8 protein-coding genes are annotated in these 11,938 nt (G+C 48.3%); 7 read left to right on the plus strand and 1 reads right to left on the minus strand.

The window, feature by feature from the left end:
• Positions 1-5 precede the first annotated feature (5 nt).
• From L1285_RS12495 to ccoG, 3 genes are all read left to right on the plus strand, one after another.
• Positions 6-1,349 (plus strand): DUF1501 domain-containing protein, encoded by a 1,344-nt coding sequence (locus L1285_RS12495; protein ID WP_235412692.1) that lies wholly within the window; start codon positions 6-8, stop codon positions 1,347-1,349.
• A gap of 63 nt (positions 1,350-1,412) precedes the next feature.
• Positions 1,413-2,849 (plus strand): sigma-54 interaction domain-containing protein, encoded by a 1,437-nt coding sequence (locus L1285_RS12500; RefSeq protein ID WP_235412588.1) that lies wholly within the window; start codon positions 1,413-1,415, stop codon positions 2,847-2,849.
• Positions 2,850-2,986: 137 nt separating this feature from the next.
• Entirely contained in the window at positions 2,987-4,372 is a 1,386-nt protein-coding gene (ccoG, locus tag L1285_RS12505) for a cytochrome c oxidase accessory protein CcoG (RefSeq protein ID WP_125780251.1), read from the plus strand.
• 7 nt (positions 4,373-4,379) lie between these two features.
• Here the strand turns inward: ccoG and L1285_RS12510 are convergent, their stop codons facing one another.
• Positions 4,380-4,904, minus strand: coding sequence for a transporter substrate-binding domain-containing protein (locus tag L1285_RS12510; protein WP_235412589.1), 525 nt, complete (start codon positions 4,902-4,904; stop codon positions 4,380-4,382).
• A gap of 659 nt (positions 4,905-5,563) precedes the next feature.
• On the opposite strand from L1285_RS12510, the gene L1285_RS12515 reads away from it, so the two are divergent.
• The 4 genes from L1285_RS12515 (at position 5,564) to L1285_RS12530 (ending at position 11,935) form a co-directional block, all read left to right on the plus strand.
• Positions 5,564-6,178 (plus strand): hypothetical protein, encoded by a 615-nt coding sequence (locus L1285_RS12515; RefSeq protein ID WP_235412590.1) that lies wholly within the window; start codon positions 5,564-5,566, stop codon positions 6,176-6,178.
• A 163-nt stretch (positions 6,179-6,341) separates the two neighbouring features.
• On the plus strand, positions 6,342-7,304 hold the full coding sequence (locus L1285_RS12520; RefSeq protein ID WP_235412591.1) for an acetoacetate decarboxylase family protein: 963 nt from the start codon (positions 6,342-6,344) through the stop codon (positions 7,302-7,304).
• A gap of 8 nt (positions 7,305-7,312) precedes the next feature.
• Positions 7,313-9,550 (plus strand): NAD(P)-binding protein, encoded by a 2,238-nt coding sequence (locus L1285_RS12525; protein ID WP_235412592.1) that lies wholly within the window; start codon positions 7,313-7,315, stop codon positions 9,548-9,550.
• A gap of 234 nt (positions 9,551-9,784) precedes the next feature.
• Positions 9,785-11,935 (plus strand): TonB-dependent receptor, encoded by a 2,151-nt coding sequence (locus L1285_RS12530; protein ID WP_235412593.1) that lies wholly within the window; start codon positions 9,785-9,787, stop codon positions 11,933-11,935.
• Positions 11,936-11,938: the final 3 nt, after the last annotated feature.

Consider the following 11,938-nt stretch of genomic DNA (forward strand, 5'->3'; position numbering starts at 1 on the left):
ACATGATGAATAAAAGCAGAAGAGAGTTCTTATCATTATGCCTGAAGGGCGGCATGTCGGCGGCAGCGTTGACCAGCTTGCAGCTCCAGGCACTGTCGGGCAGTGTTGAGCAGCGCAGTTTTTCGGACTATAAAGCCCTGGTATGCGTGTATCTGTACGGCGGAAACGACTCCATGAATATGCTGGTCCCGCTGTCGGGCGAGCAGCGCAGCTGGTACGAAGCGAGTCGGCAGAATCTGGCGGTGCAAGAGGCAATTTCGCTCTCTACCGCCAGTGAATTTGAAGGCGGGGTTGGTCTGCATCCGGCTATGGCACCTTTACAATCTTACTTTGATCAGCAAAATCTGGCATTTGTGGGTGGGGTAGGTACTCTCATTGCGCCCACGTCATTAACGGAGTACCAGGCCAAAAGTGTCCCGCTACCGCAGCACTTGTTTTCGCACAATGATCAGCAGGCAACCTGGATGCATGGTCAGGAAAAGCAAACGCTGAATACCGGCTGGGGAGCAAGGTTATTGGAGCGCCTGGAGCAGGGCAGCGTATTTGGCAGTAACATCACCATAGATGGGGCAAACCCCTGGCAAACCGGCACGAACAGCAGTGCATTTGCCCTGAGCAAGAGTGGAGTCAGTAAAATTAACGCGCTGAGTGGCTATGAGCCAAGGGTGGAACATGTGCGGCGCGTTATGCAAACCTTGTTTAGCCAGGCTTCACACCCTTTGGCATCGGCTTATGCCAGCCGCTTAAGCGGGTCTATTGAGCATACCTTGTACATGAACACCTTGCTTGAGCAGGCGCCAACCTTAACCACGGAGTTTGGTGAATCAAGCCTCTCAGCCCAGTTAGCTGCGGTGGCAAAAACCATCAGTATTCAGTCGCAGCTTGGCGCACAGCGGCAAATTTTCTTTGTGTCTATGGGTGGTTTTGATACCCATGACAACCAGGAATCGACGCACCCTGCGTTGCTGGGGGCGTTGGCAAACAGCCTGGGAGAGTTCCAAAATGCGCTAACCGAGCTGGGAGTGGCCGATCAGGTCAGTACATTTACTATGTCTGACTTTGGCCGCACTCTGACCTCAAACGGCGATGGCACCGACCATGGCTGGGCAGGTAACCAGCTGGTGCTGGGTGGCGCCGTTAAAGGGGGGGATTTGCATGGTGCAATGATGGCGCAGCGGCTGGATGGCCCTGATGATGTCGGCGGTGGACGACTGATCCCGGCCTACAGTAACGAGCAATACTTTGCCCCGCTTGCACGCTGGTTTGGTCTTGGAGAGAGTGAGCTAACGGATTTATTCCCGAACCTCAGCAACTTCGATGCACAGGCGCTTTCTTTATTTAAGGCTTAGCCTTTGGTTTGTCTTGCGTCCCAGTCATGTTAGATTACCTCGTGAAATGTCACGAGGTAATCTATGTCTTCTGTAATTGCACAATTTTTAAATGATCCCCGCTTACTGCTCAACGCCGTTGGCGAGGGCATTTATGGCTTTGATTTGTCCGGCAATGCTGTTTTTATCAACCCGGCGGCTGAAAAAATGACCGGCTGGTCTGCTGATGATTTGCTCGGCAAGAAAATCCACCAGTATCACCACCATAGTTACGCAGACGGCACACCTTACCCCGCCGATCATTGCCAGATCTATCGTACTATGTTTGACGGGCAAACCCGTCATGTCACTGATGAAGTATTCTGGCGCAAAGATGGTAGCTGCTTTGCGGTGGAGTATACCTCGACACCGGTGTTCAAAGAGGATCAGATTGTCGGTGCGGTCGCGATATTTCGCGATATCTCAAAGCAAGTGGAGGCCGAGCGGGCACTGCGGGATGCGCTTGAGCAGGTTCAGACGCTCTCCGAGCAGTTAAAAGAGGAAAATAGCTACCTGCTGGCAGAAATTAACGAAGACTGGCAAGATTCCGGTCTGGTTGGTCAGAGTCATATTTTTCAGACCATGCTGGAGCAAATTAAGCTGGTCAGCCAGACCGACAGTACCGTGCTGATCCTGGGTGAAAACGGTACGGGTAAAGAGCTGGTTGCGCGCAACCTGCATCGTCTGAGTTTACGCAGTACCCAGCCGTTTGTGCGGGTTAACTGTGCGGCTTTTTCACCGAGTTTATTAGAATCCGAATTATTCGGCCATGAAAAAGGCGCGTTTACGGGCGCCAATGAAAGGCGCAAAGGGCGCTTTGAGCTGGCCCATCAGGGCACCTTGTTCTTAGATGAAATAGGCGAGTTACCTTTGGAGGCGCAAAGCAAGCTGCTGAGAGTGTTACAGGAGCAGGAGTTTGAACGTGTTGGTGGCAGCAAAACAATATCGGTGGATATCCGCGTCATTGCTGCAACCAACCGGGATCTGTGGCAGATGGTTGAAAAGGGCGATTTCAGGATGGATCTGTACTATCGGCTTAATGTCTTTCCAATCAAAGTGCCGGCGCTCAGAGAGCGGCTGGAAGATATCCCCTTGTTATGTGCCAACATGCTGTCCCGGCTCAATGCCCGGCTGGGTAAGCAATTACGCGGTATTGCCAAGTCATCGCTGGCGAAACTCCAGGCCTATGACTGGCCCGGCAATATCCGGGAGCTGCAAAATATTCTCGAACGTGAAGCCATTTTAGCCAGTGGCAGAACACTAAGGCTGACGCAGGCGCTGGCTGCCAATATGGGCGAGGCGGCAGTGTCTCAGGATCTGTCGCTTGCCCATGCCCAACGGGAACACATTATATCAGTGCTCGAGATCTGTCAGTGGCGGGTTGCCGGGGAGCAGGGTGCAGCGGCATTGCTGGGAATGCCTGAAAGCACTTTGCGCTCAAAGATGAAGAAGCTAAATATTCAAAGAGAACGCGATATTTAGCGAGTGTTCGCGATTTATCACGAATTGGTGTTTTGGGTGATTTTATAAATCCAATAAAAACATGTAGTTAAAAACTTTCAGTTTGGTCTGAAACTTGCAAATTAATGAGTGTGTTTCACTGACAATAAGCAAGTATTATGAAGTTCGATATTAAAGAAGAAGATATGATCATCAAGCCCTATAAGCAGGATGGGCCGATCTATATCCGTGAGCAAAAGGGACCATTCCAGCAGATCCGTCGCTATCTGGGTTGGTTCCTGATGCTGGTTTTTATTGCTATTCCCTGGATCCCCTACAAGGGCCAGCAGGCCGTATTGCTGGATGTGGCTTCTCAGCAGTTTCGTATTTTTGGTGTTACTTTATTACCGCATGATTTCATGATCCTGGCCTGGGTATTTATGGCTGGCGCATTTGGCTTGTTTTTTGTGACTAACTGGTTAGGCAGGGTGTGGTGTGGCTACACTTGCCCACAAACGATTTGGATGCTGATGTTCACTTGGGTTGAACATCGGATCGAAGGGACTCGAAACCAAAGGATTAAACTGGATAAAAGCAACTGGGATGGTAAAAAAGTCTCCAAAAAATTGGCTAAGCACGCAGTGTGGTTGCTGATCTCTGTGTTTACCGCGACGTCTTTTATGGCCTATTTTGTACCGGCCAAAACGTTATATACCGAGATGTTTACACTGCAATGGTCTGGCCTGGTGAGCTTTTGGGTGTTTTTATTTGCATTTTGTACCTACGGGAATGCCGGCTTTTTACGTGAGAAAATGTGTAACGTGGCCTGCCCCTATTCACGTTTTCAGTCGGTGATGTTTGATAAAGATACCTTAGTTGTTTCTTACGATGCTGCACGCGGTGAAAACCGTGGCCCACGAAAACGTAAAGCAGATCATAAAGCCATGGGGTTAGGCGATTGTGTTGACTGTAATTTATGCGTTGAGGTGTGTCCGGCGGGAATTGATATCAGAAATGGCCTGCAATACGAATGCATTAACTGCGGCCTGTGTATTGATGCCTGTGATGAGACTATGAACAAGTTTGGCTATGATACCGGGCTGATTAAATATACCAGTGAAAATACGCTGTCGGGTAAAAAGACCAATCCGTTCAGGTTAAAGCTGGTCGGTTATGCCGCCTTATTTGCCATGATTGTGGTGACTATGGTTGTCTGGGCTATGAATCGCACGCCCATCGAAGCTTCCGTTATTCGCGACAGAAATGCACTCTATCGTGTCAACTACGAGGGGCTGGTAGAAAACCCGTATACCCTGAGCATTATCAACAAAACCCAGCAAACGCTTCATTATCGCATCGGGATCAGTGGCATAGAACACGCCAGCTTATCTGCGCCGGATTCAATTAAGATTGAGGGCGGACAAATGCTGCTGGTGCCGGTTACTGTTACTGCAGACGGTTACGATTTAAGTCGCACGGCAACGCCGCTCAACTTTGTGGTAACGGCTGAGGAAGACGCCAGTATCACGATAGAAAAAGAAAGCTATTTCTATAAAAACCGTTAACAGAGAGCTATTTTTGCTCTGTTGTGGTGGGCACCTCATTGCTGAGTAACCTGATGTCAGTAGTGAGGTGCCTGTTAAGCTTTCGCCGTAAGTGATCTGGCAGCCATTTTAACATAATACGCCGGTATTCAGCCGTTGCCACCATCCTGGGTAAAGCATCATCGAAAACCGTGACTGCCTGTGTACCTTGAGCGTTTTTGGTGCAGCCAATGTAGCCTTTGGCAACCAGTGGCACACCGGCCAGAGAGACTTGGAGCAAATTGTCTGAACCAATACGTTTGCTCAGATAATAGTGCTCACTCGGGTAGCCCAGGACCAAATCAACGCGTTTTTTGATGAGCATGTTGGTCAGGCTTTGCAGTGTATCCCATCCGGGGCGCACAACCACCTGATCGGGTGGTAAGCGCGCGATGAGCTGGTCTAGTTTTTCGCCGTAGGAACGGCTTTGTGCAACGCCCAGTGTGAGCTGGTGTTTTAACATGAGCTCGACAAGTGACACGGCTTGATGAATATCCAGCCCCAGCTTTTGCACTGTCTCTTTACGAAGTGCCAGACCAGGCGAGAGACCAACGGTGGTATAACGCTTTGTATAGGTTATATGTTTTTTCTTTGGGCGGTTTTATAAAGAGAAACCATACAGTATGCGGTGTCGCTGTGACTTAATTCGTGGATTGCGCGACTGGCGGGAAATCCCTGACGCTGAAAAGCCAGGTGGGGCAGTTGGGCATGAAGCAACGAAATTAATTGTTCATTCTGACCTTCGCCTTCATCTCTGTCTGCATAGATATAATAGGGTGGAAAATCTAACGTGATCCACGATATGACAGGCGCACTGTTGTGAGCATAACTCAATGAACTCAAATACGTTAACAACAGCAAAATAAGTCTCACGTACTTCTCCGCCAACACCTGTTAACTAGTGAGTTTAGCAAAGGTGGCAAGAAAGCCGAGTATATGGGCTCTTTGGCTTAGTATTTAAGGGAAAAGATGCAGTGCGATTTTTACTTTTAAATTATTTTTACAAATGGTAATGGTTTGCTACATTTTAGGGAACCCCTTCTCAGTGTGCACCATTAAAAAGCATGGAAAGACAAACTGAGTTACGCTGCAACCGGTGCACTTTTCGGTTAAGATAGGAGGTTGGCGTAACGATTAATACAATAAATATTGTGGAAATAAGAGAAGACAATCATGGTTACGCTTATCGTCAGTGATATATTCGGTCATAGCGACTACCTGGAAGACTTTGCACAAAGTCTGGACAGCGATTGCAAAGTCAGCTCGCCTTATGGCGAATTCCAGGCTAAAACACACCTGCCTGAAGCGCAGGTCTATCAGGCCTTTGTTGATGAAGTTGGCCATGACGCCTATATGCGAAAGGTACTGGATGACATCCTGGCGTATCAGCCGGAGCTGATCATTGCGTTCAGTGCAGGCGCTGTGGCTGCCTGGCGTGCTTTGTCTGCCATTGCGCTAAAGAGTTCCGTAAAGCTCATCGCATTTTACCCCGGCCAGCTCCGCAACTTCTTGCATCTGAACCCGGGCTGCCGGGTAGATGTATTTTTTCCTTATCAGGAAAGCCACTTTGACATTGTACCTGTGATGGAAATACTGCAGCAGCAGCCTAATGTTGAATGCTTCCGCACACGGTATGAACATGGCTTTATGAATCGTTTGTCCGAGCATTACGACAACGACGCCCACGAGCACTATCTGGCAAGGTGCCAGGGAGAAGTTGAGCAGCTGGCTAAGATCAAATTTAACTATCGACGTATCAAAGATGAACTAAACTTAGTGTCATCTTAATCATTGCGGGTATTTAACACCCCGGTTATCGGTCATGGAAGTACAACGTTAGGTTGTGAGGTGGTGGTTGCTGATAGCGCAAGGGCAGTGGTAACAAGTTTTTCTTGGTGCTGCTGTGTTTCTGTCGCCGCATATTACCACCGCTTTATAGAAGGAGTTTTCTATGTCTGAAAATCTGACCATCCCTTATCGCCATTTTTTGGGTAACCCCATCGCCAAACCGCCCTGCAGAATGCTCAATGCAATGATGTATGGATTCTTTTTAAAAGGGAAAATAGAGACAATACAGGCGTTTTTTGATGCTACATTAAACTCCGTTCCCAATGAAACCAATAGCTACAAGGCGATTTCTTCCCATTGCCTGCTGACATTCACCGACATCGAGAATATCGCTTCTAAGGTGCCTCCCTTTAGTAATTACGGTTACATGCAAGAAACGGATATCATTATTTGGGTGCCGGTTGCAGAGGTGTGCAAGAACACCAATCGTATGACTCATCTTTACTGGTATCCTGCATTTATCACCGTTAATAATATCAATGCCTTGATAAACGGGCGTGAAACCTGGGGTTATAACAAATACCTGTGTCGTTATGAGATGCCTGCGGATCGCCGTCATGCGGATCATTTTTCACTGAGCCTTGAGACATTTCAGCCTTATGACCCCAATAAAAAAATGGCCTGGTATGAGTTACTGTCAATTGATCGGGTGGCTGATGACGATACCTGGTTTGAGGAGGCGGTCGAAATCAGCAAAGAAGTGGCTGAGCTACTCCATGAAAGTGCCAGTGAAATTGACATCAGCAGTGAGTTTATTAAGCAATTACTGACCGGCTTTACCAATCCCATGCTGGACCAGATTTTCTTTAAGCAATTCCCAGATGGCTTTGCCACCAACAGTGTATACAGTGCGGTTGTTCACTCGCCTTCAGAAGTGAAGAAACTGCACAAACTGGGCTTTTTGAAAGACGAATATAAAGTCACCATTAATCAGGTTGCTGCATTTCCGCTAGAGGACATGTTTGGGATTGCAGTGGGAGAGCAGTTTGCAAAACTGCCTTACTATTTGTGCATGGACTTTGATCAGGACGGGGCACATGAAATCGTCAGAGCGGACTTGGGGTAGGGGCCATTATGAGTAAAGAAAAAATTGCGATTCTGGGTGGTGGCGTATCTGCCATGACGGCCGCTGTTTACCTCACAGAAAAAGAAAACTGGCAGCAAGAGTACGATATTACGGTTTATCAGCTTGGCTGGCGCCTCGGTGGCAAGGGCGCCAGCGGGCGCAACCCGGATGTCCATGAGCGTATTGAAGAGCATGGCTTGCACGTTTGGTTTGGTGCTTATGTTAACTCGTTTCGGGCCATTGAGACCGTCTACAATAATCTTGACCGGCCCAGTTCAGTGCCCATTGCGACCTGGCAACAGGCATTGAAGCCACACAGTTTTGTGGTGTTGCAGGAATTTATCGACAACGAATGGGAAACCTGGCCAGTGGATTTTCCTTTGATCCCTGGCAATCCGGCTGACGGTACACTGGATCTGCACTTCTGGCAGCTGATCCAAATGACCATAGCTTGGCTGCATAAGTGGATTGACGGACTGGAAGACGAAGTGGCGGCGGCACACCGGGAAATCAAACTGCAAACCCGAAAACGGCGTGACCGTGGTCTGCTACAGCACCTTGCCAGCGAAATCACTTCAGCGTTTGATAGTCTGGAAGACAAGGTCTCGGACTTTTTTGACAGTGCACAAGATGAGGCCAGAGAAATTTGGTCGACACCCAGACTGTTGATAACCCAACTGCATGAGTTGCTGAACCTGCGCGCGGCAGACAAAAACTTGTCTAACAGTCGTGACCGACTGGTGACCTGGTATATCGTGCGCAAACTTAAACGCTGGCTCAGAGCCGAAGCGCGGGATTTACTGGATGAACACCCAGCCATCCGCCGCTTATACATTTGTGCTGATCTGGCCATTGCGATGCTCATTGGTTTGCTGCGCGATCATGTCCACTCCGATGGTTTTGAGGCAATCAATCAATATGATTTTAAAGCCTGGTTGAAGCGCAACGGTGCGGATGAAAAGTATGTAGTGGAGTCGGCCCCGGTACGCGGTTTTTACGATCTGGTTTTTGGCTATGTGGATGGTGATTTTGACGACGGCAACGTTGAAGCAGGGGTAGCCTCGCTGGCGATGTTGCGGTTGATGTTATGTTACCGTGGCGGCGTGATGTGGAAAATGCAGGCCGGTATGGGTGATATTATTTTCTCTCCTATCTATGAGCTGTTGGCAAAGCGCGGCGTAAAGTTTGAGTACTTCCATCAGGTCGATGAGCTCATACCAGCGTCAGTCTCGGGGCAATACGTCGTTGATGAAATTGCCATGACGCAACAAGTGAAGCTGAAAAATGGCAATTACGACCCGTTTGTTGATGTCAAAGGCTTACCCTGTTGGCCAGACAGGCCCAACTATGAGCAAATTGATGACGCGCAGGCTGCGCTGTTACAACAACATAATGTGAACCTGGAATCTTTCTGGAGTAACTGGCCTGCACTTTATGAGGCTGAGTTTGGCACACCATTGCCAAAATTGTCGCTTAAACGAGGGCGAGATTTCGATAAAGTGATTTTCGGTATCTCTGTCGGTGGGCTGGAACACTTATGTCCACAGTTATTAGCATTGGACAGCGCGCTTCGTTTACAAAGCAGCGAAGTTAAAACCGTTGCTACGCAGGCATTTCAGGTATGGCTTAACCAGACAGATGAGCAGCTCGGCTTCAATTACACGCCACCGAGTGAAGAGCGGCCTATCTTGAGTGGGTTTTCGCAGCCTTTTGATACCTGGGCCGCCATGTCTAACTTGCTACCACATGAAGATTGGCCTGCAAATGGGCCAAAAAATATCGCCTATTTTTGTAGTGCATTTGGGTGCGCAGAATATCCACCCAGCAGCGAACATGGTTTTCCGGCAGAGCAAAAAGCCAAGGTGAAAGACAATGCCATCAATAAGCTGGCAACGGAAATGAAACCGTTATGGCCAAACGCCTACAATGCCGCGGATCAGTATAACTGGAACACGCTTTATGACGACAGCACTGCGCAGGGAGAAGCGCGATTTGACAGTCAATACTGGCGTGTCAATGTGGATCCGAGTGAACGGTACGTGTTGTCTGTCGTTGACAGTAGCCAATATCGGTTGCCGACTGATGGCACGGTGTTTAAAAACCTGTATCTGACCGGCGACTGGATCAGTACAGGGGTTAACGCCGGGTGTGTTGAAGCGGCAGTGATGGCCGGTATGCAGACCTCCCGGGCAATTTGTGGATTGCCGGAAAATATCAGTGGTGAGGACGGCTTTAAACCGGATTAACCCAAAGTGCGTTATTGGGGCGTTCGCCGTTCGGCCAACTCAGTCAGCTAACTATTGATATAATAGATAAAAGACCTTCAATTTTATTGGAGGTCTTTGCATTTCGACTATACTCAAACAAGCACAAGCGTGAAGCAGAATAAGAGCATGGATATGTTTAAACTCTCAGCGATATCAATTTCATTAATTACATTTTTTTTCTCTCCCGTAAGTGTTTTTGCAAATGATGAAGGTATGGAAGTCATCGAAGTGTATGCGCAAAAACGTAAACAAACCTTAGAGGAAGTGAGTATCTCAATTGCCACACTCAATGGCGACAATATTACCCGTCAGGGCATTAAGGACGTCAGTGAAGTGAGTGGCTATGTCGCCAACTTTAAAATTAGTCAAAATGCAGCCGAAGGTACACCGCCTGCGTTGAACATTCGAGGTGTGGGCTTAATTGACTACAACACCGCTAACACCTCGCCCATTGCGATGTATATTGACGGCAGACCTGTTGGTTCGGCAAATAACCAGATTGCGAATTTGTTTGATGTCGAACAAATTGAAGTACTCAAAGGGCCGCAAGGCACTTTGTTTGGCCGTAACAGCACAGGTGGTGCTTTACTTGTCAGAACCAAGCGCCCGGATGACGGCAATTATGGTTTTATTAAAGCGGGTGTTGGCACCGATGAGTGGCGTCGGGTACAGGGAGCCTATAATGCGCGGGTGAATGAGCAAAGTGCACTGCGCTTTTCTTTTAACCATACCGATTATGAATACACCAGCTATAACGTATTTGAACCCTCACCGGAAGCCGGCCTTAAGCAGCAAGACGCTCGACTCAGTTATTTAGCTGAGTGGGACGCTTTTTCACTGTATGCCAAGCTTGAATACGGTCACTGGGATGGGATTGTTCAGCCTGTGGGCAGTATCGGTATTTTTAAAGATCCGGTCAACGGAGTGCGTTGTACGCCTGCTGAGGCTGGGGGCCCAGGCTGTTATGACGCGTTTGGTTTCAATGATGGTAGTTCGGATTATTGGGCCGTCAGCGTCAACAATGATTCGCCACATTTGTCAATTTATAAAGGCTGGACAGTGCAGGGAGACTGGCAAATATCAGACAGCCAGCAATTAACTTACATCAATGGTTTTAACCGTCTGGACAGACGCCATGCCTTTAACTGTGATGGCAGTCCTGCTCGATTATGCGAAGGGGAGCTCGGCCTTAAAAATGAAATACTCTCCAACGAATTGAGGTATAGTAGCGCCCTTAATAGCGACCATTTAACGCTGGGCTTGTTCCATATTGAAGAGCGTATCTACCAGGATAATTTTAATGACATTTTACGCGACATGCGTGGCCTGTTGGACACCACACTGACCAACACTTTTTTCTATGATAACGAAATTATCGTTAAGTCTGTGGCGGCGTTTGCGCAATACGAGTGGCAGCTTAACGATGCTCATCGCATTACCGTGGGGCTGCGTTACAGTGATGAAACGGTTGAATACGACTCAATTTCTCGATTGAATACCGTGTTAGATATTAACCAGCTAGAGGGAGTCACCATACCTTACTACCAGGTAATGGGTGAAGTGAAAGATGATGGCCTGTCAGGTCGTGTTGCCTGGAATTATCAGCATTCAAAGTCTCTGATGCTGTATTATAGCCTGGCCAATGGTACCAAAAGTGGTGGATATAACGGGGGGCTTTTGGCCACGGGTGAACAAGCCAGAATGGCCGACTACGACCCCGAAGAGCTCTATGCGCATGAGATTGGCGCGAAGTACAATAACGCCGATAACTTGTCGTTAAATGGTGCCGTATTCTTCTATGATTACAGCAAGCAACAGGTATTTATGAACCAGGCGTCAACTACTCCTGGTGCTCCACCGCTGCAATTGCTGGAAAATGTAGGCAGTTCAACAATCTACGGCGCAGAGCTGGCGATGCAATACAAGCTCAGTGAGTCAGTTAAGTTCAGAGGTGCGGCGGGGTACATACCAGAAGCCGACTTCGACGAGTTTATTGACCCTGTGGGCAATGTACTTACAGACAATCGTTTGCCTTTCACACCGAAGTGGAACATCAATAGCGATATCACTTACTCTTTACCTGTTGGGCGCGCAGAGCTGGTTTCAACGATCGGATTTGATTATCAGTCGGAGTATTACTTCGACCAAAACCAAAATGCCTATGCGATGCAGTCCGGGTATACCTTGTGGCGCGGTAGCGTGCACTATGAACAAGGAGACTGGCGTATTGGCGTATGGGGAAAGAACCTGTTTGATAAAGAGTACAGTCATTTAAAATTTGATTTGAGTGCTTTTCTGGGCATGCTGGAAGACTTTAAAGGAGAGGGGAGACGCCTTGGGGTGGATGTTTCGTATCGATTTTAGCCA

It is taken from the genome of Pseudoalteromonas sp. DL2-H2.2, assembly GCF_021532535.1.
Lineage (GTDB): Bacteria > Pseudomonadota > Gammaproteobacteria > Enterobacterales > Alteromonadaceae > Pseudoalteromonas > Pseudoalteromonas rubra_A.

Excerpts from the sequence above, each read along its gene's own strand:
- L1285_RS12495 (WP_235412692.1), top strand. The coding sequence starts at position 6 with ATGAATAAAAGCAGAAGAGAGTTCTTATCATTATGCCTGAAGGGCGGC.
- L1285_RS12500 (WP_235412588.1), top strand. The coding sequence starts at position 1,413 with ATGTCTTCTGTAATTGCACAATTTTTAAATGATCCCCGCTTACTGCTC.
- L1285_RS12530 (WP_235412593.1), top strand. The coding sequence starts at position 9,785 with ATGGAAGTCATCGAAGTGTATGCGCAAAAACGTAAACAAACCTTAGAG.
- L1285_RS12520 (WP_235412591.1), top strand. The coding sequence starts at position 6,342 with ATGTCTGAAAATCTGACCATCCCTTATCGCCATTTTTTGGGTAACCCC.
- L1285_RS12525 (WP_235412592.1), top strand. The coding sequence starts at position 7,313 with ATGAGTAAAGAAAAAATTGCGATTCTGGGTGGTGGCGTATCTGCCATG.
- ccoG (WP_125780251.1), top strand. The coding sequence starts at position 2,987 with ATGAAGTTCGATATTAAAGAAGAAGATATGATCATCAAGCCCTATAAG.
- L1285_RS12515 (WP_235412590.1), top strand. The coding sequence starts at position 5,564 with ATGGTTACGCTTATCGTCAGTGATATATTCGGTCATAGCGACTACCTG.